This is a genomic window from Pseudoxanthomonas composti (genome assembly GCF_004122095.1).
GTDB classification, from domain to species: domain Bacteria; phylum Pseudomonadota; class Gammaproteobacteria; order Xanthomonadales; family Xanthomonadaceae; genus Pseudoxanthomonas_A; species Pseudoxanthomonas_A composti.
Genome location: NZ_SAWZ01000002.1, coordinates 467,793 through 489,643, shown reverse-complemented (window position 1 = coordinate 489,643; position 21,851 = coordinate 467,793). Strand labels below are relative to the sequence as shown.

Genomic DNA, 21,851 nt, shown 5'->3' with positions numbered 1-21,851 from the left:
GGTTTCGCCACAAGTGACGGTCATTCGACCGTCGCGGGTAGCAGGCGCTCGGGCTCGGACTGGGTCTCCACCGACAACTTGCCATCGCGCACATCGATGGTGACCTTGCCGCCGTTGACCAGCTTGCCGAACAGCAGTTCGTCGGCCAGCGGACGCTTGACCTGGTCCTGGATCACACGCGCCATCGGGCGGGCGCCCATCAACGGGTCGAAGCCGTTCTGCGCCAGCCAGTCGCGCGCCTCCGGCGTAGCGCTCAGGCTGACGTGCTTTTCGTGCAGCAGCATTTCCAGCTCGATCAGGAACTTGTCCACCACGCGCAGGATGTGGTCGAAGCCCAGTGCCTGGAACTGCACCACCGCATCCAGGCGGTTGCGGAACTCCGGCGTGAAGCCGCGACGGATCACCTCCATCGCATCGCTGGAATGATCCTGCTTGGTGAAGCCGATGCTCCTGCGCGAGGCCTGTGCGGCACCGGCGTTGGTGGTCATCACCACAATCACGTTCTTGAAGTTGGCCTCGCGCCCGTTGGTATCGGTCAGCATGCCGCGGTCCATGACCTGCAGCAGGATGTTGAAGATGTCCGGGTGCGCCTTCTCGATCTCGTCCAGCAGCAGCACGCAGTGCGGGGTCTTGACGATCTTCTCGGTCAACAGCCCGCCCTGGTCGAAGCCGACATAGCCCGGAGGCGCGCCAATCAGGCGGCTGACCGAGTGCGGTTCCATGTACTCGGACATGTCAAAGCGCACCAGCTCGATGCCCAGCTGCATGGCCAGCTGCTTGGTGACCTCAGTCTTGCCCACGCCGGTCGGGCCGGCGAACAGGAAGTTGCCGATCGGCTTGTCCGGGTTGCCCAGGCCGCTGCGCGCCAGCTTGATGGCCGAGGCCAGCGACTCGATCGCCTGATCCTGGCCGAAGATGACCATCTTGAGGTTGCGCTCCAGGTGCTGCAGCACATCCTTATCGGTCGCGCTGACCTGCTTGGCCGGGATGCGCGCCATCTTGGCGACGATGGCCTCGATCTCCTCGGTGTCAATCAGCTCCTTGCGCTCGGCCTGCGGCAGCAGGCGCTGGCGGGCGCCAGCCTCGTCGATCACGTCGATGGCCTTGTCCGGCAGCAAGCGGTCGCCGATATGCTTGACCGACAGGTCCACCGCGGCCTGCAGCGCCTCATCGGCATAAGTCACGCCGTGGTGCGCCTCGTACTTGGGCTTGAGCCCCTGCAGGATCTCGAAGGTCTCGGCGATGGTCGGCTCGACCACGTCGATTTTCTGGAAGCGCCGCGCCAGCGCGCGATCCTTCTCGAAGATGCCGCGATATTCCTGGAACGTCGTCGAACCGATGCAGCGCAGCTCGCCCGAGGCCAACGCTGGCTTGATCAGGTTGGAGGCGTCCATGGTGCCGCCGGAGGCCGAACCGGCACCGATGATGGTGTGGATCTCGTCGATGAACAGCACCGCGTGCGGCACCTTCTTCATCGCCGACAGCACCGCCTTCAGGCGCTTCTCGAAATCGCCGCGGTACTTGGTGCCCGCCACCAGCGCGCCCAGGTCCAGCGAGTAGATCACCGCGTCTTCCAGCACCTCTGGCACGTCGCCGTCGACAATGCGCTTGGCCAGGCCCTCGGCCAGGGCGGTCTTGCCCACGCCAGCCTCGCCGACGTAGAGCGGATTGTTCTTGCGGCGGCGGCACAGGACCTGGATGGTGCGCTCGATTTCCTCGGCGCGGCCGACCAGCGGGTCGATCTTGCCGTTGCGGGCCGCCTCGTTGAGGTTGCTGGCGTACTCGGCCAGGGCATCGCCCTTGGGCTCGGCCTCCCCGCCTTCGCTGGCGCGGGCCTCTCCGTCCGGGCCGGGAGCCGCCAGGCCCTCCTCGCCCTGCTTGGCGATGCCGTGGGACAGGTAATTGACCACGTCCAGGCGGGTCACGTCCTGCTGGTTGAGGAAGTACACGGCGTGCGAGTCCTTCTCGCCGAAGATGGCCACCAGCACGTTGGCGCCGCTGACCTCCTTCTTGCCCGAGGACTGCACGTGGTACACGGCGCGCTGCAGGACGCGCTGGAAGCCCAGCGTCGGCTGGGTGTCGCGGCCATCGTCCTCGGCCAGGCGCGAGACCGAAGCCTCGATGGCCTGCTCCAGGTCGCTGCGCAGCCGGCCGGCATCGGCGCCGGTGGCCTTGAGCACGGCCTGGGCCGAGGGATTGTCGAGCAGGGCCAGCAGCAAGTGCTCAACGGTCATGAATTCGTGGCGCGCTTCCCTGGCGCGCTTGTAGCACTGGCCAATGGTCTGTTCGAGGTCTTTGCTGAACATCGTGGGGGCTCCAATTGCCTATTGAGGACAATATGCGGCCAGTCGGATCAAATTCCACAACACCGTCTGGTTTCTGTGTTCAGGAAACGTCGCCATTGGCCTCGGCGCGGCGCCCCCGGTCAGGTCTTCTCCATCGTGCATAGCAGCGGGTGCTGGCTCATGCGCGAATATTCGTTGACCTGTGCCACTTTGGATTCAGCCACCTCGCGCGTGTAGACACCGCATACGCCGCGGCCGCGGGTGTGGACGTGCAGCATGATCTGGGTCGCCTTTTCCAGGTCCAGATTGAAGAATTGCTGCAGGACGGTCACCACGAAGTCCATCGGGGTGTAGTCGTCGTTGAGGATCAGGACCTGGTAGCGCGGCGGCGGCGCGACTTCCGGCTTGCCGGTCTCCACCATGACCCCATGGTCGTGTTCGTGTTCGTGCTGGTTCTGGCGCGTCATGGGGCAATTATAAGGAGCGGATTGGACGCATCGGCGCTGGAGCCGCACAATTTGCGCCGTTCATCAGATCCGTCGAGACCGATGCCCCTGTATTCCTGCTCACCCTCCCCACCCCGGCCCGGCGCGTGCCCCGTGCCGGTGGCGCATCCCGTGACCAGGTGCGACTGATGGCCGCCGGACAGGCCCCGTGGTACCCGGACGTCACCGTGGCGACCGTGGTGGTGCGCGAGGGCAAGCTGCTGGTGGTGGAGGAGTACGCCGGCTCGGATCGCCTGCAACTCAACCAGCCTGCCGGTCACCTGGACCCGGACGAGACCCTGGCCCAGGCCGCCGTGCGTGAGACGCTGGAAGAGACAGGCTGGGATGTGGAGCTGACCGGCTTCATCGGCGCCTATCAATGGACCGCGCCCAGCGGGCAGGAATTCCTGCGCTTTGCCTTCTTTGGAGAGCCCCTGCGCCATCATCCGCAGCGCAGGCTCGACGATGGGATCGAACGGGCGATCTGGATGACGCCCACCGAGCTGCAGGCCCAGGCCGATCGCCACCGCAGCCCGCTGGTGTGGAAGGTCGTGCAGGACTACCTGGCGGGGCAGCGCTATCCCCTCTGGCTCGTCCAGGCCGTGGCGTGAGCGTGCGCACCGTGGTCGGCGTGTCCGGCGGCGTGGATTCCAGCGTGGCCGCCCTGCGCCTGCGCGATGGCGGGGAAGAGATCGCCGGCCTGTTCATGCAGAACTGGGCCGACGATGGCAGCGGCGAGTGCCGTGCCGACGATGACCGCCGCGACGCGGTGGCCGTCTGCGGCAGGCTGGGGATCCCGTTCCATTTCCGCGACTTTTCAGACGCGTACTGGAAAGGTGTGTTCGAGCACTTCCTGGCCGAGTACGCCGCCGGGCGCACGCCCAACCCGGATGTGCTGTGCAATCGCGAGGTCAAGTTCAAGCACTTCCTCGACGCGGCCCGCGAGCTGGGCGCCGAGCGCATCGCCACCGGTCATTACGCACGGGTCGCCCATCACCACGGCGCCTGGCGCCTGCTGCGCGGACGCGACCGCGGCAAGGACCAGAGCTATTTCCTCCATCAGCTGGGCCAGGAACAGTTGGCGGCCACGCTGTTTCCCGTGGGTGAGCTGCACAAGCCCGACCTGCGCCGGATCGCGCGCGAGGCCGCACTGCCCACGCACGACAAGAAGGATTCCACCGGCATCTGCTTCATCGGTGAGCGCGATTTCCGCACTTTCCTTGGCCAGTACCTGCCCGCGCGCGAAGGCGAGATGCGCGACCCGCAGGGTGCGGTGATCGGGCGGCACCCGGGGGTGTTCTTTTTCACCTTGGGACAGCGCGAAGGCCTGCAGATCGGCGGGGTCAAGGGCCGGCCCGCGGCGCCCTGGTACGTGGTGGGCAAGGACGTGGCACGCAACGTCCTGTATGTGGATCAGGACACGCGCAGTCCTTATCTGCACTCGCAGCAGCTATGGTCCGAGCGCGCGCATTGGATCGCAGGCGGCCCGCCAGCCGCACAGTTCGAATGCACCGCGCAGACGCGCTATCGCCAGGCCGACGAACCCTGCCGGGTCACGGTCGCCGCGGACGGGACGCTGGAGGTGGACTTCCCCACGCCGCAGCGTGCCGTCACGCCGGGGCAATCGGTGGTGCTGTACCTGGGGGAACAGTGCCTGGGCGGCGCGGTCATCGCACGGACCGATGCCCCCCTGGAACGCAAGATCATGGAGCAAGCAGCTTGAGCAATTCCCTCGAAGACCGTGTGATGGCGCTGGCCGGCCTGATGCAGGCCTTGACCCAGGTCCGTCGCGTGGCCGAAACCGGCGAACACGACGGCCCCATCGTGCGCACCCTGATGGACAGCATCTTCCGCATCGACGCGCCGTCGGTGCAGGCGGTGTACGGCCGCGTGGGCGAACTGGCACCGGGGCTGCAACTGGTGCGCGATTATGGCCTGGGGCGGCTCGCCGACCCCACGCTGCCCAAGCTGGCGATGGCGGTGCTGCAGCTGGAGCGCCGGTTCGTGGCAGAAGACGAGACGGCCGCGGCCGTGCGCGCTGGTCTGCAGGACCTGGCGCCGCAGGCGCAGGCCGACGGCAGCATCCATCCCGACGTGCTGGCCGCGGTCGGCACGCTGTATGCCGACACGGTCAGCCATCTGCGTCCGCGGGTGATGGTCTCGGGCAATCCGCATTACCTGGCCCAGCCCGGGGTGGTCAGCGAAGTGCGCGCCATCCTGATGACGGCGCTGCGCTCGGCGGTGCTGTGGCGCCAGTGCGGCGGCAAGATGTGGGACTTCATGTTCTCGCGCCGCGCCATGGCGGCCGAGGCCGAGAAGCTGCTTTGAGCCATTCCCGCCAGGTGCGCGGCGCGGGTTGCGAGCTTCGAATCAGCCTTTGAACGCACGGGTCACCGGCTCGGCGCGATGGCGCCATGCCCGGCATCCACCACGTGACCTGATCAATCGGGGATCTCTCTACTGACGCGCGCCTGGTGTCTACGGCTTCGATGCGCGGGTGATCGATTCCGCCGGGAAGGCCGAACGGACGCGGTTGAGTAGGCAAAAGAAAACCGATGCCAGGGGACTGGCATCGGAGGCTTTGGAACCTAGTTGATCGCGTGCACAACGTGGATCCGGGAGAGCACCTTCGGTGCCGTGTCGCGGCCTGTTGCCCGGTGGACAAGCTTCGCGTTGTCCACCCTACGACGTGCACCTGGGGTCGACGGTAGGGTGGATGACGCTCTTCCATCCACCACCGCGGCAAACCACACCGCGGGCAAGCCCGTAGGGTGGATGACGCTCTTCTCATCCACCACCGCCGCAAGACCAACACCGCGGGCGTACCGGCCCAGCACGTAGGGTGGATGACGCCCTTCCATCCACCACCCCGCCGGCAACACGCAGGCATGCCGGCTCAGCCGCCGCAGGCCTGCCCGCTGTGCGGCAGGCCTGCGTGAACCAATGCGTCACCGCATTCGCCAGCTTCCGTGTTGCCTTAAGGCCTGACTCAGGCCGCGGTCTTCTCGCCGACCTGGTAATCCTCGATCTGGTCGAAGTTCATGTAGCGATAGATGTCCGCGGCATTGGCGTCCAGCACGCCGATATCGGCCATGTACTCCTCCTTGGTCGGGATGCGGCCCAGGCGCGAGCAGATCGCGGCCAGCTCGGCCGAACCCAGGTAGACGTTGGAGTTGCGGCCCAGGCGGTTGGGGAAGTTGCGGGTGGAGGTGGAGAACACCGTGGCGCCCTCCTTCACCTGCGCCTGGTTGCCCATGCACAGCGAGCAGCCCGGCATCTCCATGCGCGCACCGGCGGTGCCGAAGGTGCCGTAATGGCCTTCCTTGGTCAGCTCGGCGGCATCCATCTTGGTCGGCGGGGCGACCCACAGCTTAGTCGGAATGTCGCGCTTGCCTTCCAGCAGCTTGGAGGCGGCACGGAAATGACCGATGTTGGTCATGCACGAACCGATGAACACCTCATCGATCTTGGCGCCGGCCACTTCGGACAGGGTTTTCACATCGTCCGGGTCGTTCGGGCAGGCCAGGATCGGCTCGTGCACGTCGGCCAGGTCGATCTCGATCACCGCCGCGTACTCGGCATCGGCGTCGCCCTTGAGCAGCTGCGGATCGGCCAGCCATTCCTTCATCTTGTCGATGCGGCGCTGGATCGAACGTGCGTCCTGGTAGCCCTGCTCGATCATCCAGCTCAACAGCGTGATGTTGCTGTTGATGTACTCGATGATCGGCTCCTTATTCAGGTGCACGGTGCAACCGGCAGCAGAACGTTCGGCCGAGGCGTCGGACAGTTCGAAGGCCTGCTCGACCTTCAGGTCCGGCAGCCCTTCGATCTCCAGGATGCGGCCGGAGAAGATGTTCTTCTTGCCCTGCTTGGCCACGGTCAGCAGACCGGCCTTGATCGCGTACAGCGGGATCGCGTTGACCAGGTCGCGCAGGGTCACGCCCGGCTGCATCTTGCCCTTGAAGCGCACCAGCACCGACTCAGGCATGTCCAGCGGCATCACGCCGGTGGCCGCGGCGAAGGCGACCAGGCCCGAGCCGGCCGGGAAGGAGATGCCCACCGGGAAGCGGGTGTGCGAGTCGCCGCCGGTGCCGACGGTGTCGGGCAGCAGCATGCGATTGAGCCAGCTGTGGATGACGCCATCGCCCGGACGCAGGGAGATGCCACCGCGGGTGGAGATGAACTCCGGCAGGGTGTGGTGGGTCTTGACGTCCACCGGCTTGGGGTAGGCCGCGGTGTGGCAGAACGACTGCATCACCAGGTCGGCCGAGAAGCCCAGGCAGGCCAGGTCCTTCAGCTCGTCGCGGGTCATCGGGCCGGTGGTGTCCTGCGAACCGACCGAGGTCATCTTCGGCTCGCAGTAGGTGCCCGGACGCGCGCCCTGGCCTTCCGGCAGGCCGATCGCGCGGCCGACCATCTTCTGCGCCAGCGAGTAGCCCTTGCCGGAATCGGCCGGCTGCTGCGGCAGGCGGAACAGGTCCGTGGCCGGCAGGCCCAGTGCCTCGCGCGCCTTGGCGGTCAGGCCACGGCCCACGATCAGCGGAATACGGCCGCCTGCGCGCACTTCGTCGAACAGCACCTCGGACTTGACCTGGAACTCGGCGATGACCTGGCCGTCCTTCAGCGCCTTGCCCTCGTACGGACGCAGCTCGATCACATCGCCCAGCTCCATCTGCGACACGTCCAGCTCGATCGGCAGCGCGCCGGCGTCTTCCATCGTGTTGTAGAAGATGGGGGCGATCTTGGAGCCCAGGCACACGCCGCCGAAGCGCTTGTTGGGGATGAACGGGATGTCCTCGCCGGTCCACCACAGCACCGAGTTGGTCGCGGACTTGCGCGAGGAACCGGTGCCGACCACGTCGCCCACGTAAGCGACCAGATGGCCCTTGTCCTTCAGATCCAGGATCTGCTGGATCGGACCGCGCTTGCCGTCCTCCTCCGGGGTGAAGGGCGCGCCTTCGCGCTTGTTCTTGAGCATCGCCAGGGCGTGCATCGGGATGTCCGGGCGCGTGGTCGCGTCCGGTGCCGGCGACAGGTCGTCGGTGTTGGTCTCGCCCGGCACCTTGAACACCGTCAGCGTCATCGACTGCGGCACTTCCGGCTTGCTGGTGAACCACTCGGCGTCGGCCCAGCTCTGCAGCACGGCCTGGGCGTTGGCATTGCCGGCGTCGGCCTTTTCCTTGACGTCGTGGAAGGCGTCGAAGATCAGCAGGGTGTGCTTGAGGCCGTTGGCGGCGATGGCGCCCACGGTGGCGTCATCCAGCAGCTCCACCAGCGGGTGCACGTTGTAGCCGCCCAGCATGGTGCCCAGCAGCTCGGTGGCGCGCTCGCGGCTGATCAGCGTGTTCTGCTCGGTGCCGAAGGCGACGGCGGCCAGATAGCTGGCCTTGACCTTGGCCGCATCGTCCACGCCGGCCGGCACCCGATGGGTAATCAGCTCGACCAGGAATTCGGCCTCGCCCGCCGGCGGGGCCTTGAGCAGTTCGATGACCTCGGCGGTCTGCTGCGCGGTCAGCGGCAGCGGCGGGATGCCAAGCGCGGCGCGCTCGGCAACGTGGTGGCGATAGGCTTCCAACATGGTCAACTCCCGGTTGAGACGGACATTAGGTGTCAAGGATCAGGCCTGCGGCAGGATGAGCTTCAGGCCCTTGAAGTAGTCGCGGTAGAACGGCTGGCTGTAGGTGATCAAGGCATCGCACTGCAGCAGGGCGTGCGAGCCGATCAGGAAGTCGGACAGCGTGTGCCCGGCCCCGCCGCGTTGGCGATAGCGGCGCTGCATCTCGCCGGCGCGCAGGGCGGACTTGGATTCGACCGGGCTGAAGTGCACGCCCATCTCCTCCAGCACGCCCAAGGCCTCTGCCCCGCCGCGCAGCGAGGCGCAGATCTCGGCCAGGGCCACGTCGCACACCACCACCCGGCCACTGCCCAGGCACTGGCGCAGGCAGGCCTCGGCGGCATCTGCCTGCGGGCCATTGGCGAGCAGGTCGATCAGGACGGGCGAATCGATGGCGATCACGTGCGGGCTCTATCGAAGGCGATGGCGATCAGCCTTCCGAGGATTCGCGGCTGCCGCGGACCGCCGCCTCGACCGACTCGAAGCCATCCAGCGCAAAACGCCCGCGCGCCTTGGAGATCGCATCGTCCACGCTCTTGCGCAGGATGATGCGGCTGCCGTCGAGTTCGACCTTGAGCTGGGTGCCCTTGGTCAGCCCGAGCGCATCGCGCACGGCCTTGGGGAGGGTGATCTGCCCGCGTTCGGCAACGGTGGCTTCCATCGGTATGCCCCATGAGGTATGCATGAATTATACATACTTTTGGGTTCATACTGCTGGGCGTCGCAGCAGCGACAACCTGCCTGTCACGTCCGCGGCGCCATAGTTGACGCGACCAACAGGTCATCCAGCCAAGTTTTCGGAGCCCACCGCCACGGCGGCTCGCGCGCACCGATCAAGGAGCCAAAGCCCATGAGCGATTCCTTCAAGACCCGCAGCCAGCTCGATGTCGCCGGTCGGTCCTACACCTATTACAGCCTGCCCACCCTGGGCCGGCAATTCGACATCGCCCGCCTGCCCTACTCCATGAAGATCCTGCTGGAGAACCTGCTTCGCTGCGAGGACGGGGTCAGCGTCATCCCCGAGCACATCCAGGCAGTTGCCAAGTGGGACGCCAAGGCCGAGCCGGATACCGAGATCGCCTTCATGCCGGCGCGGGTGGTGCTGCAGGACTTCACCGGCGTGCCCTGCGTGGTGGACCTGGCGGCCATGCGCGATGCGGTGGTCAAGCTGGGCGGCAGCGCCGAGCAGATCAATCCGCAGATTCCCTCCGAGCTGGTCATCGACCACTCGGTCCAGGTCGATGTGTTCGGCAAGCCCGATGCGCTGGACCTCAACGGCAAGATCGAATTCCAGCGCAACGCCGAGCGCTACAGCTTCCTGCGCTGGGGGCAGAAGGCGTTCGACAACTTCAAGGTGGTCCCGCCCAACACCGGCATCGTGCACCAGGTCAACCTGGAGCACCTGGCGCGCGTGGTGATGACCGCCGAGCACGACGGCACCACCCTGGCCTATCCGGACACCGTATTCGGTACCGACTCGCACACCACCATGATCAACGGCATCGGCGTGCTGGGCTGGGGCGTGGGGGGCATCGAGGCCGAGGCGGCGATGCTGGGCCAGCCCTCTTCCATGCTGATCCCGCAGGTGGTGGGCTTCGAGCTGACCGGCAAGCTGCCCGAAGGCGCCACCGCCACCGACCTGGTGCTCACGGTGACCCAAATGCTGCGCAAGCTGGGTGTGGTGGGCAAGTTCGTGGAGTTCTTCGGCGAAGGCCTGCAGCACCTGCCGCTGGCCGACCGCGCCACCATCGGCAACATGGCCCCCGAGTACGGCGCCACCTGCGGTATCTTCCCGATCGATGCCGAGTCGCTGACCTACCTGCGCCTGTCCGGCCGCAGCGAGGACCAGATTGCGCTGGTGGAGGCCTATGCCAAGGCCCAGGGCCTGTGGCACGACGCGGACAGCCCGCATGCCGAGTACAGCGCCACGCTGCATCTGGACATGGGCGAGGTCAAGCCGTCCCTGGCCGGCCCCAAGCGTCCGCAGGACCGCGTGCTGCTCAGCGACATGCAAAAGAACTACCGCGACAGCCTGGTGCCCTTCGCCGAGGCGCGCGAGAAGAAGCGCAAGAGCGATGCCAAGCAGGAAGATCGCCTGGCCAACGAAGGCGGCGGTGGCACCGCCGTGGGCGCCAAGGAATCGCACCGCGAGTCCACCGGCGACAGCGGCGCCGGCTGGAAGCTGAAGGATGGCGCGGTGGTGATCGCGGCGATCACCTCGTGCACCAACACCTCCAACCCGGCGGTGATGCTGGGCGCGGGCCTGCTGGCGCGCAATGCGGCAGCCAAGGGCCTGAAGGCCGCGCCCTGGGTCAAGACCTCACTCGGCCCAGGCTCGCTGGTGGTCACTGACTACCTGAAGAAGGCCGGGGTGATGGACGACCTGGAGAAGCTGGGCTTCTACGTCGTCGGCTACGGCTGCACCACCTGCATCGGCAACTCGGGGCCGCTGCCGGACGATGTCTCGGCGGCCATCGCCGAAGGCGACCTGGTGGTGTCCTCGGTGCTGTCGGGCAACCGCAACTTCGAAGGCCGCGTGCATCCGGAAGTGAAGATGAACTACCTGGCCTCGCCGCCGCTGGTGGTCGCCTACGCCATCGCCGGCACCACCGACATCGACCTGACCACCCAGCCGCTGGGCACCGGCGCGGACGGCAAGGAGGTGTTCCTCAAGGACATCTGGCCGACCAACAAGGAAATCGGCGACTTCATCGCCAAGACCATCGGCCCGGAGATGTTCGCGAAGAACTACGCCGACGTGTTCAAGGGCGACAGCCGCTGGAACAACATCGCCTCGCCCGATGGTGGGCTGTACGAATGGGACGGCCAGTCCACCTACATCAAGAACCCACCCTACTTCGAAGGCATGTCCAAGGAGTCGGGCAGCATCGACGACGTGCACGGCGCGCGCATCATGGGGCTGTTCGGCGACTCGATCACCACCGACCACATCTCCCCGGCAGGCAACATCAAGAAGGATTCGCCCGCGGGCCGTTTCCTGCAGGAACGCGGCGTGCAGCCGGCCGACTTCAACAGCTATGGCAGCCGTCGCGGCAACGACGATGTCATGGTGCGCGGCACCTTTGCCAACATCCGCATCAAGAACCTGGTGTTCGGCGGCGAGGAAGGCGGCAACGCCCTGTACTACCCCAAGGCCGGCGGCGAGCCGGAGAAGCTGGCCATCTACGATGCGGCGATGAAATACAAGGCCGATGGCGTGCCGCTGGTGGTCATGGCCGGCAAGGAGTACGGCACCGGCTCCTCTCGCGACTGGGCCGCCAAGGGCACCAACCTGCTGGGGGTCAAGGCGGTGATCGCCGAAAGCTTCGAGCGCATCCACCGCTCCAACCTGGTCGGCATGGGCGTGCTGCCGCTGCAGTTCAAGGACGGCCAGAACGCGCAATCGCTGGGCCTGGATGGCTCGGAGGTGATCGACGTGACCGGCCTGGAAGACGGCCAATCCCGGACGGCGCAGGTCGTGGCCAGAAAGGGCGATGGCACCGAGGTGAAGTTCGAGGTCCGCGTGCTGCTGCTGACGCCCAAGGAAGTGGAGTACTTCCGCCATGGCGGCCTGCTGCATTACGTGCTGCGCCAGCTCGCCGCGAAGAAAGCGGCCTGAGCAGGCGCGTCCTGCAAAGAAGGAGGCCGGCCTGTCCGGCCTTCTTTTTTATGCGGGACGGAAAACGCTAGAGCTTGCGCTGCCAGCTGGCGCTGTAGAGCTTCCAGTCCTGCCCGTCGGCGCGCCAGCCGGTCTCGACCCGGTAGGCCGCTCCGGTCTCGGGGATCCAGCCACCGTTGCCGCCGGTGAGGATCATCTCGAAGCTGGCCGTGGCGGTCTGGCCCTTCACCTCCACGGCGACCGGCCCCAGCGTGACCCCGACCGCCTGCCGGGACAGGACCTGCGCGCGCAGCAGGTTGTGCAGCGTGGCCCTGTCCATGGCGTCGTTGCCACTGAAGTCCTCGGCCACGGCGTCCATGACCCTGCTGATCTGCCTGGCCTGGACCTGCGCCTGCAATTGGGAGATCTGCTCGCGCAGGCGCTGTTCCGGCGGCGTGCGCTGGCAGGCCAGCAGAGCTGACAGCGCCGTCAGCAAACACAGGCCCGCCCAGCCCATACGCGCCTTTGGTCGTGGTTTCACGATTTCCATTCGGCCCGGTATCCTCATGCCACTCGTGGCCAAGGCCACATCGTTGTCATCCCTTGGGGGGGAATCAACACCATGATTCAGGACCGTCCCTGGTTCAAGAACTATCCAGCCGGCGTCCCGCACGAAGTGGACCTGGAAGGCTATCGCTCCATCATGTCCGTGCTGGACAAGGCCATCGAAAAGCATCGCGCCCGTCCGGCCTTCCGCAACTTCGGCAAGGTCCTGACCTACGGCGAGATCGATACGCTCAGCCGCCAGTTCGCCGCCTACCTGCTGGGCGAGCTGGGCCTGAAGAAAGGCGACCGCGTCGCCCTGATGATGCCCAACTGCCTGCAGTATCCGGTGGCGATCTTCGGCACGCTCCGCGCCGGCCTGACCGTGGTCAACGTCAATCCGCTCTACACCCCCCGCGAACTCAGGCACCAGCTGGTGGACGCCGGCGCCAGCGTGCTGGTGGTGGTGGACAACTTTGGCCATACCGTCGAGCAGGTGATCGCCGACACGCCGGTGCGCCAGGTCATCACCACCGGGCTGGGCGACCTGCTCGGCTTCCCCAAGGGGCCGGTGGTCAACTTCGTCCTGAAGTACATCAAGAAGATGGTGCCCGACTACAGCCTCAAGCAGGCCGTGCGCTATCGCGATGCGCTGTCCATCGGCGCCCGGCACACGCTGCCGGCGGTGGATATCCAGCCTGACGACATCGCTTTCCTGCAGTACACGGGCGGCACCACCGGCGTGGCCAAGGGCGCGATGCTCACCCACCGCAATCTGGTGGCCAACATGCTGCAGGCCGGCGAGTGGATCAGCCAGGGCCTGGACGAGGGCAAGGAAGTCATCATCACCGCCCTGCCGCTCTACCATATCTTCGCGTTGACGGCCAACGGCCTGGTGTTCGTGGAAAACGGCGGACTGAACCACCTGATCACCAACCCGCGCGACATGAAGGGCTTCGTCAAGGAGCTGAAGACCTCCGGGTTCACCGCCATCACCGGCGTCAACACCCTCTTCAACGGCCTGCTCAACACGCCGGGCTTCGAGTCCCTGGATTTCTCCAGGCTCAAGATGACCCTGGGCGGCGGCATGGCCGTGCAGCGTGCGGTGGCCGAGCGCTGGAAGCAGGTCACCGGCGTGACGCTGGTGGAAGCCTATGGGCTGACCGAGACCTCGCCGGCTGCCTGCATCAATCCGATGAACCTCAAGGACTACAACGGCTCCATCGGCCTGCCGGTGCCTTCCACCGATGCCTGTGTGATGGACGACGCTGGCCAACCGCTGGGCGTGGGCGAGGTCGGCGAGCTGTGCCTCAAGGGGCCGCAGGTGATGAAGGGCTACTGGAAGCGCCCGGAGGAAACAGCCAAGGCCATCGACGCCAATGGCTGGCTGCACACCGGCGACATGGCCAAGATGGACGAGGGCGGCTTCTTCTACATCGTGGACCGCAAGAAGGACATGATCCTGGTCTCCGGGTTCAACGTGTATCCCAACGAGATCGAGGACGTGGTGGCGGGCATGCCCGGCGTGCTGGAGGTGGCGGCCATCGGCGTGCCGGACGACCGTTCCGGGGAGACGGTGAAGCTCTTCGTCGTGCCCAAGGACCCGAACCTGACCACCGAGCAGGTCAAGGCGTTCTGCCGCGAGAATCTCACTGGCTACAAGCAGCCACGCCAGATCGAGTTCCGCAAGGAGCTGCCCAAGACCAATGTCGGCAAGATCCTGCGCAAGGACTTGCGCGACGCCGAACTCGGCAAGCCATCACAGCATTAGCGGCCCCGGCGGTCCTGGCATGAAAATTGCCTGGTTGACATAGCTCGCATTTCCGTACATTGGTCGCCAAGTTGCGACCGAAAGCAGACTTGCCACCTGTCGTCAGCGCTTTCTGAACGCGATGTTCATGTATAGATTTTGCATGTGACGTGACCCACGTCACATGAAATTCTATGTCCAGTCGCCCGATAGGGCATCACACGCCGCCAGGAAACCATCGCCATGAGCACCGTCGAGCCGCTGCTGCGCACCCGCTCTTTCTCCACCATCCGTACCGAGTCCACCCCGGACAACAACGTCCATTGGATGTACATGCATACGGACATGGCCCCGGGCACCCGCCCCTGCTTCCGCCGCAATCTGCTGGAGGAGATGTGGAAGTTCACCTCCTCCATCACCCGCTCCTCGGCCGAGCGCCAGCGCGGCAACCTGCGTCATTTCGTGTTGGCCTCCGATGCCACGGCCTTCAATCTGGGCGGCGATCTGGAGCTGTTCGCCCAGCTGATCCGTGAGCGTGACCGCGAGACCCTGCTGGGTTACGCCAAGCGCTGCATCGAGGGTGTGCACATCCTCAGCACCGGCCTGGGCGGCGATGTCAGGACCATCGCCCTGCTGCAGGGCGATGCGCTGGGCGGTGGCCTGGAGATGGCGCTGGCCTGCCACACCATCGTGGCCGAGGAAGGCGTGGAAATGGGTTTGCCGGAGGTGCTGTTCGGGCTGTTTCCGGGCATGGGCGCCTACTCCTTCCTGTGCAAGCGCGTCTCGCCGCAGATGGCGGAAAAACTGATCCTCGACGGCCGCCTGTACAGCAGCGAGGAGATGTACAAGCTCGGGGTGGTCGACATCCTGGTCAAGAAGGGCCAAGGCCAGGAGGCCGTGCGTGAGCTGATCCAGCGCCAGCAACGCGCCGCCCATGCGCATCTTGCGCTCAACGCCTGCCGCAACATCGCCCAGCCGGTGAGCTACGAGGAGCTGATGGCCATCACCGAGGTGTGGGTGGACACCGCGCTGGCCCTGGGCGAGCGCTCGCTCAAGATGATGGACCGCATCGTCAGGGCGCAGGAGCGCCGCTCGGTCCACGCCGCGTAACCGCCCGCCGCCATGACGGACCGGGGCAATGCCATGCCCCGGTGCGGCGTTTAGCTGGACAGTCCCTGCTGGTCTTCGCCCGAGCCATCCTGGCGCGGCCGGCGGCGCAGTTCCAGCGCGGCGCGGCCGTGGATCAGCTGGGCGTTGACCATCGCCAGGCGCTGCTTCCATTCCTGGCCCAGCTGCCAGTCGCTGAGTTTCATCAGCTCGCTGCTGCTGGCGGCAAGCTGCACCAGTCCCAGGTTGCTTGCCACGCCCTTGAGCGCGTGGGCGTGCTCGCGGACGCGCTCCAGATCGCCGCCCTGCATGGCATGGCTGATGCCGCCGATGCAGCCATCGGCATCGTTCAGGCACTGGGAGACGAACTCGCGCTCGAACTTCTCGCCCATGCCCAACGCGCTCAGCTCATCCAGCACGCTGGGGTCCAGCGCCTGGTCCTCGGCGGCCAGTTCCTCGCGCGGCACGCTGACCACCGTGCCGCCCTTGCCGTTGCCGGCGATGTCGGCCAGCACGTCCAACAGCCGCGTGGCCACCACCGGCTTGGCCAGGAAGGCGCGCGCGCCGGCCAGTTCGCAGCGATGGATAGCATCGGGGGTGACGTCGGCGCTGAGCACCACCACCGGGGTCCGCGGACCCCCGCCGGCCTGCATGACCTTGAGCTGCTTGAGCAGGTCCAGGCCGCTGACCCCCGGCATGTGCAAGTCGATGATCAGGGCGTCGTAGTCGCTCAGGGCCATCGCATCGAGCGCTTCCTCGCCCCCGTTGACGCACACCACCTTGTGGCCGGCCTTCTGCAGCAGACGCTGTACGACCATGCGATTGGCTTCGTGGTCGTCGGCCACCAGCACCTGCAGGCTGCGCACGCGGGCGCGATGGCGCAGGAAGGGATTGGAGAAGGCAATGACGTTTTCGCCGACGTCCTGCTCGCCTTCCAGCACCGCCGGGACCGGCTCGGGACGCTCGGCGGGGGCGCGCTCGAAGGGCAGTTCCACCCAGAACGTGCTGCCCTGCCCCAGCACGCTCTTGAAGCCGATGCGGCCGCCCATGGATTCGGCCAGGCCCTTGGCGATGGTGGTGCCCAGCCCGGTCCCGCCGTAGCGCCTGCGCAGACTGACGTCGGCCTGCTCGAAGGCGTGGAACAGCCGCCCCTGCAGCTCTTCGTCGATGCCGATGCCGGTGTCTTCGATCTGGAAGCGCACCCGGATCTTGCGGGTGTCGAAGTCCTCGCTCACCCAGGCCTTGAGCCTGACCGAGCCATGCTCGGTGAACTTGACCGCATTGCCCATCAGGTTGAGCAGGATCTGGCGCAGGTGGCGCGCATCGCCCTTGATCTTCTCCGGGACTCCCGGGGCGATCTCGATCTTGTACTCCAGCCCGCGCGCGCGCGCCTGCGGCATCAGGATGAAGCCGATGCTCTCCACCACCTCGCGCGGCGCGAACAGCTCGGCGTCCAGGCGGATCTTGCCGGCCTCGATCGCGGAGATGTCCAGCACGTCCTCCACCAGCGAGAGCATGCTGCGGGTCGAGGCCTGGATCGTGGACAGGCACTCGCGCTGTTCCGAATCCAGCCGCGTGGTGGCCAGCAGCTCGGACATGCCGGCCAGGCCATTGAGCGGCGTGCGGAACTCGTGGCTCATGTTGGCCAGGAAGCGACTCTTGGCCTCGTTGGCGCGGCGCGCCTCGTTGGTGGCCCGGGTCAGCTGCTTGAGCAGGCCCGACAGGTACATGGGAATGGCCACCAGCCCCACCAGCAGCCCCAGGCCCAGAGTAATGTTCTCGCGCCAGTAGGCATTGGTGGCCAGCACCAGGCCGAAGCAGGTCGAGGCCATGGACACTGCCGCGATCAGGTAGGCATTGCCGAAGCGCAAGCCGTTGCCGACCGTCACCCACATCATGATGACGTACAGCCAGGCCAGCGGCTCGCCCTTGAGCGCCATGGCCACCGACATCAGGCCGTAATCGGTGAGCATGCCGATCACCCGGCGCACGTCCGAGCGGCCGGGCGCGGCCAGGATCCACAGGAACAGGGCCACGCCGATGCTGACGCCGGCGGCGCTCATGACCGTGGACAGCTCGTACACGTTCTGGTCGATCGTGCCGAGCGAGGCGCCGATCATCATGTAGACGATCACCGCCGAGAAGATGACGATGCGGATCAGCGCCTGCCCGTGCTCGCTGTCCTGGCGGCGCGCCAGGCGGCCGCTGATCTGGGAAACGATATCGTTCATGGACTACTCCAGTCCGGGTTTTGCCTGCACGGTTGAGTATCGGCGGCAGATGTCGTCCAGACGCTCGCGCCCCCTGATCAGCGCGTCCACGCACGCCGGGCAGAACAGCCGCCCGCGCTGGGCGTAAAGGTACGCCAAAGCGGCCTCCTGTTCCCAGGCCTTCTTGTAGGGCCGTGGCGAGAGCAAGGCGTCCATCACATCGGCCACGGCCACGATCCGGGCCTCCAGCGGAATCTCCTCCCCGCGCAGGCCGTCGGGATAGCCGCTGCCGTCGTAGCGCTCGTGGTGGCGCAGGGCGATCAGCGCGCCGGTCTGGATCAGCCGGTTCTGGCTGCCGCTGAGCAGTTCGTGGCCGATCTTGGGATGCCGGCGCATGACTGCCATCTCTTCATCGGTCAGCGGGCCGGGCTTGAGCAGCACCGCGTCCGGAATGGCGATCTTGCCCATGTCGTGCAGGGGCGCGGCCAGTTCAATGGCGCGCACCTCGTCTTCGGGCAGGCCCAGTTGCTCGGCGATCAGCCCGGCGATGCGCGCCATGCGCTCCAGGAAGGCGCTGGTGCCGGTATCGCGGTACTCGATGGCGCGCGCCAGGCGCGAAAGCGTTTCGCGCTCGCGCTCCTCGACCTCATGCATGCTCGACAGCAGGCGCTGCTCCAGCGACAGCGCCCGCTGCTTGATGCTTTCGGACTGCTGGCGCAGCTGCAGCAGGTTGCGACAGCGGGCGCGCAGCTCGCGCGGGCGCACCGGCTTGACCAGGAAATCGATGACCCCCGCCTCCAGGGCAGCCTGCCGGATCGGCTCGTCGCCCACCACGGTGACCAGGATGATCGGGATATCGCGGTTGGCCGGCAGGCGCCGGAAGCGCCGCGCCAGCTCCAGGCCGTCCATGCCCGGCATGCGGTAGTCCAGCAGCAGCAGATCGGCGCGATTGTTCTCGCACCAGGCCAGCGCCATTTCCGGGGCGCCGAAATCGAAGACTTTCAGCTCCGAGCCGATGTCCTCGATCACATGGCGCAGCATGGTGCGGGCCGAGGTCTGGTCATCGACGATGACGATATTCAGGCCGTGTGCGTCACCAGGCGGCCACGTGGCGTGGCTGTCGTTGCTGGAGAGGCGGTTGTAGACACGGCTTGCGGCGAGCATGTGCAGATCCTGACAGGGAGCGCGTGCGCTCCGGGAACAGCAGCGGTCAGCCGGACCGGTTGCATTGCAGTCCACCTGGAACGTGGCTCAGATCACGCCGCAAGCAACGTGCCATAGAGCCGGCGCGACTGCAAATGGCCCGACCCGGCGAACACTGATTGAACACGGAGGCTGGAAAGGCGGCCGGCCAGGGCCTTCCGCCTCGTTCTGCTCTTCCATATCCGCCGCAACCCAGGAATCTTTAACAGGCGCAGGCCGCCCCCGAGGGTGCCCGCCAGCGCCACAGGCTGACCCGCAGCGTCAGCCTGCCGGACGCATGTAGGGAAACAGCAGCACGTCGCGGATCGAGGCCGTGCCCGTCAGCAGCATCACCAGGCGGTCGATGCCGATGCCCAGCCCGCCGGTCGGCGCCATGCCGTACTCCAGCGCACGGATATAGTCGGCGTCGAAGTGCATCGCCTCGTCGTCGCCCCCCTCCTTGGCATCGACCTGGGCGCGGAAGCGGGCCGCCTGGTCCTCAGGATCGTTGAGTTCGGAGAAACCGTTGGCGATCTCCTTGCCGTTGATGAACAGCTCGAAGCGGTCGGTATAGCCCGGCTCGGTGTCGCTGGCGCGGGCCAGCGGCGAGACCTCGACCGGGTGGTCGGTGATGAAGGTCGGCTGCACCAGGGTGTGCTCGACGGTGGCCTCGAAGATCTCCAGCAGCAGCTTGCCCCAGCCGTAGGACGGCTTGACCTTGATCTTCAGGCGCTCGCAGTGGCGCAGCAGGGCATCGCGGTCGGTGCAGTCCTGGGCGGTGATTTCCGGATTGTGGTGGCGCACGGCCTCATCCATGCGCCAGCGGCGGAAGGCCGGGGCCAGGTCGATCTGCGCGCCGTCCCATTCCACCTGGGTGGTGCCCAGCACGCTCTGGGCGGTATCGCGGATCACCGCCTCGGTCAGGTCCATCACCTCGTGGTACGTGGCGTAGGCCTCGTACAGCTCGAGCATGGTGAATTCGGGGTTGTGCCGGGTGGACACGCCTTCGTTGCGGAAGTTGCGGTTGATCTCGTACACGCGCTCCAGGCCGCCCACGACCAGGCGCTTGAGGTACAGCTCCGGCGCCACGCGCAGGTACAGCTGCAGATCCAGCGCATTGTGGTGGGTGGTGAAGGGCCTGGCCGTGGCGCCGCCCGGGATGTAATGCATCATCGGCGTCTCCACTTCCAGGAAGCGCCGGTTGTCCAGCCAGGAGCGGATCGCGCGGATGATCTTGGAGCGCTTGATGAAGACCTCGCGCGCCTCCGGCGTCACGATCAGGTCCACGTAGCGCTGGCGGTAGCGCTGCTCGACATCGCTCAGGCCGTGCCACTTGTCCGGCAGGGGGCGCAGCGACTTGGTCAGCAGGCGGATGGCCGAGGCCTTGACCGACAGCTCGCCGGTCTTGGTACGGGTCAGGCCGCCTTCCACCGCGACGATATCGCCCACGTCCCAGCCCTTGAACGCGGTGTAGGCCTCGCCCAGCGCATTGCCCTGCAGGAAGAGCTGGATCCGTCCGGACTCGTCCTGGATCTGCGCGAAGCTGGCCTTGCCCATCACCCGCTTGGCCATCAGGCGGCCGGCCAGCCTGACCTGCCGCTCCAGGCCTTCCAGCGCCTCGGCGGTGTAGCGCTCGTCATCGGCGAATTCGTCCTGCAGATCGCCCGCGTAGGTGTCGCGCTTGAAATCGTTGGGAAAGGCGATGCCCTGCCCGCGCAGCGCGGTGAGCTTTCCACGCCGCTCGGCGATCAGGCTGTTCTCGTCGGGGGGCGTGGTGGGCTGGTCGGTCATGGGGGGCGTCTTAGGAACGAGTGGAGAGGAACGAGAAACGAGTGAGGAAGCTGGATTGCGCGGGCGTGGGGCCGAAGGTATTCAAACGGTGAGGAACGGCGTGGCGGTCAGGATCGGGGATCTGCTCGTTCCTCGTTCCTCTCCACTCGTTCCTGCCCTCAAGCGTCAACCCGCTTGGAGCCCGCTTCCAGGCCGGATTTCAGGCTGGCTTCGACGAACTCGTCCAGGTCGCCGTCGAGCACCTTCTGCGTGTCGGAGCGCTCGATGCCGGTGCGCAGGTCCTTGATGCGGGACTGGTCCAGCACGTAGTTGCGGATCTGGCTGCCCCAGCCGATGTCGGACTTGGTCGCCTCCACGGCATCGCGTTCGGCGTTGCGCTTCTGGATTTCCAGCTCATAGAGCTTGGCGGCCAGCATCTTCATCGCGTTGTCGCGGTTCTGGTGCTGGCTGCGTCCGGTCTGGCAGGCCACCACGATGCCGGTCGGCACGTGGGTGATACGCACGGCCGACTCGGTCTTGTTGACGTGCTGGCCGCCGGCGCCGGAGGACCGGTACACGTCGGTCTTCAGGTCGGCCGGATTGATGTCGATGTCGATGTTGTCGTCCACTTCCGGGGAGACGAACACCGAGGTGAAGCTGGTGTGGCGGCGGTTGTCCGAGTCGAACGGCGACTTGCGCACCAGGCGGTGCACGCCGGTCTCGGTCTTCAGCCAGCCGTAGGCGAAGTCGCCTTCCACGCGCAGCGTGGCGGACTTGATGCCGGCCACTTCGCCGCCGGAGACTTCCATTAGCTCGGTTTTCCACCCGCGCGACTCGCACCAGCGCAGGTACATGCGCAGCAGGATCTCGGCCCAGTCCTGGGCCTCGGTGCCGCCGGCGCCGGCCTGGATGTCGACGAAGGCATTGCTGGCGTCCATCTGCCCGGAGAACATGCGCTGGAACTCCAGCTTCTCCACGGAGGTGGCAAAGCGCTCGACATCGGCCTGCACGGCGACGGCGGTCTCCTCGTCTTCCTCCATCTCCGCCAGTTCCAGCAGCTCCGACGCGCCGGTCAGGCCCTCGCTCATGTCGCGGATGCCGTTGACGGTCTTGTCCAGCAGGGCGCGCTCGCGGCCCAGCTTCTGCGCGTACTCCGGGTTGTCCCAGATGGAGGGGCTTTCCAGCTCGCGGCTTACTTCTTCCAGGCGCTCGCGCTTGGCATCGTAGTCAAAGATACCCCCGTAGCGAATCCAGCCGCCCCTGGAGGTCGGCGATGCGCTGGCGGATGGGGTTGAGCTCGATCATGG

16 protein-coding genes are annotated in these 21,851 nt (G+C 66.4%); 6 read left to right on the top strand and 10 right to left on the bottom strand.

Annotation, left to right across the window (positions count from 1 at the left end; genetic code table 11):
* Positions 1 to 20 precede the first annotated feature (20 nt).
* Together clpA and clpS are read right to left on the bottom strand one after the other, a co-directional pair.
* Positions 21 to 2,306: an ATP-dependent Clp protease ATP-binding subunit ClpA gene (gene clpA, locus EPA99_RS05380; protein WP_129470164.1), complete on the bottom strand. Its 2,286-nt coding sequence runs from the start codon at positions 2,304 to 2,306 to the stop codon at positions 21 to 23.
* Between the two features lie 119 nt (positions 2,307 to 2,425).
* Positions 2,426 to 2,752, bottom strand: coding sequence for an ATP-dependent Clp protease adapter ClpS (clpS, locus tag EPA99_RS05375; RefSeq protein ID WP_129470163.1), 327 nt, complete (start codon positions 2,750 to 2,752; stop codon positions 2,426 to 2,428).
* A gap of 167 nt (positions 2,753 to 2,919) precedes the next feature.
* On the opposite strand from clpS, the gene EPA99_RS05370 reads away from it, so the two are divergent.
* From EPA99_RS05370 to EPA99_RS05360, 3 genes are read left to right on the top strand one after another with little or no spacing between them, the layout of a single operon-like run.
* Positions 2,920 to 3,381, top strand: a complete 462-nt coding sequence (locus EPA99_RS05370; RefSeq protein ID WP_129470162.1) for an NUDIX hydrolase — start codon at positions 2,920 to 2,922, stop codon at positions 3,379 to 3,381.
* On the top strand, positions 3,378 to 4,493 hold the full coding sequence (mnmA, locus tag EPA99_RS05365) for a tRNA 2-thiouridine(34) synthase MnmA (protein ID WP_129470161.1): 1,116 nt from the start codon (positions 3,378 to 3,380) through the stop codon (positions 4,491 to 4,493). Before EPA99_RS05370 ends, mnmA begins: the two co-directional genes overlap by 4 nt.
* Positions 4,490 to 5,098: a lysogenization regulator HflD gene (locus EPA99_RS05360; protein ID WP_129470160.1), complete on the top strand. Its 609-nt coding sequence runs from the start codon at positions 4,490 to 4,492 to the stop codon at positions 5,096 to 5,098. The genes mnmA and EPA99_RS05360 overlap by 4 nt, the downstream gene beginning before the upstream one ends.
* A 661-nt stretch (positions 5,099 to 5,759) precedes the next feature.
* On the opposite strand, the gene acnB is transcribed toward EPA99_RS05360, so the two are convergent.
* From acnB to EPA99_RS05345, 3 genes are read right to left on the bottom strand one after another with little or no spacing between them, the layout of a single operon-like run.
* A complete protein-coding gene (gene acnB / locus EPA99_RS05355; protein ID WP_129470159.1) occupies positions 5,760 to 8,348 on the bottom strand; it encodes a bifunctional aconitate hydratase 2/2-methylisocitrate dehydratase in 2,589 nt (862 codons plus the stop codon).
* A 39-nt stretch (positions 8,349 to 8,387) separates the two neighbouring features.
* Complete coding sequence (locus tag EPA99_RS05350; protein ID WP_129470158.1) at positions 8,388 to 8,786, bottom strand: type II toxin-antitoxin system VapC family toxin; 399 nt, start codon at positions 8,784 to 8,786, stop codon at positions 8,388 to 8,390.
* A gap of 28 nt (positions 8,787 to 8,814) precedes the next feature.
* A complete protein-coding gene (locus EPA99_RS05345; RefSeq protein ID WP_129470157.1) occupies positions 8,815 to 9,045 on the bottom strand; it encodes an AbrB/MazE/SpoVT family DNA-binding domain-containing protein in 231 nt (76 codons plus the stop codon).
* 189 nt (positions 9,046 to 9,234) lie between these two features.
* Between EPA99_RS05345 and acnA the strand changes: the two genes are divergently transcribed.
* A complete protein-coding gene (acnA, locus tag EPA99_RS05340) occupies positions 9,235 to 12,003 on the top strand; it encodes an aconitate hydratase AcnA (RefSeq protein ID WP_129470156.1) in 2,769 nt (922 codons plus the stop codon).
* Positions 12,004 to 12,070: 67 nt separating this feature from the next.
* Here acnA and EPA99_RS05335 read toward each other — a convergent pair whose 3' ends face one another.
* Positions 12,071 to 12,523: a hypothetical protein gene (locus EPA99_RS05335; RefSeq protein WP_241688268.1), complete on the bottom strand. Its 453-nt coding sequence runs from the start codon at positions 12,521 to 12,523 to the stop codon at positions 12,071 to 12,073.
* A gap of 81 nt (positions 12,524 to 12,604) precedes the next feature.
* Here EPA99_RS05335 and EPA99_RS05330 point away from each other — a divergent pair, with 81 nt between their 5' ends.
* On the top strand, positions 12,605 to 14,296 hold the full coding sequence (locus EPA99_RS05330) for a long-chain fatty acid--CoA ligase (RefSeq protein ID WP_129470155.1): 1,692 nt from the start codon (positions 12,605 to 12,607) through the stop codon (positions 14,294 to 14,296).
* A gap of 222 nt (positions 14,297 to 14,518) precedes the next feature.
* Entirely contained in the window at positions 14,519 to 15,385 is an 867-nt protein-coding gene (locus EPA99_RS05325; RefSeq protein WP_129470154.1) for a crotonase/enoyl-CoA hydratase family protein, read from the top strand.
* A gap of 50 nt (positions 15,386 to 15,435) precedes the next feature.
* Here the strand turns inward: EPA99_RS05325 and EPA99_RS05320 are convergent, their stop codons facing one another.
* The 4 genes from EPA99_RS05320 to prfB form a co-directional block, all read right to left on the bottom strand.
* Positions 15,436 to 17,613 (bottom strand): ATP-binding protein, encoded by a 2,178-nt coding sequence (locus EPA99_RS05320; RefSeq protein ID WP_129470153.1) that lies wholly within the window; start codon positions 17,611 to 17,613, stop codon positions 15,436 to 15,438.
* A gap of 3 nt (positions 17,614 to 17,616) precedes the next feature.
* Positions 17,617 to 18,756, bottom strand: a complete 1,140-nt coding sequence (locus EPA99_RS05315; protein WP_129470152.1) for a response regulator — start codon at positions 18,754 to 18,756, stop codon at positions 17,617 to 17,619.
* A 300-nt stretch (positions 18,757 to 19,056) separates the two neighbouring features.
* A complete protein-coding gene (gene lysS, locus EPA99_RS05310; protein WP_129470151.1) occupies positions 19,057 to 20,565 on the bottom strand; it encodes a lysine--tRNA ligase in 1,509 nt (502 codons plus the stop codon).
* A 158-nt stretch (positions 20,566 to 20,723) separates the two neighbouring features.
* A protein-coding gene (gene prfB / locus EPA99_RS05305) for a peptide chain release factor 2 (protein ID WP_129470150.1) occupies positions 20,724 to 21,849 on the bottom strand; the annotation gives its coding sequence in 2 pieces (ribosomal slippage) (positions 20,724 to 21,773 and positions 21,775 to 21,849; 1,125 coding nt in all).
* Between the last annotated feature and the right edge of the window lie 2 nt (positions 21,850 to 21,851).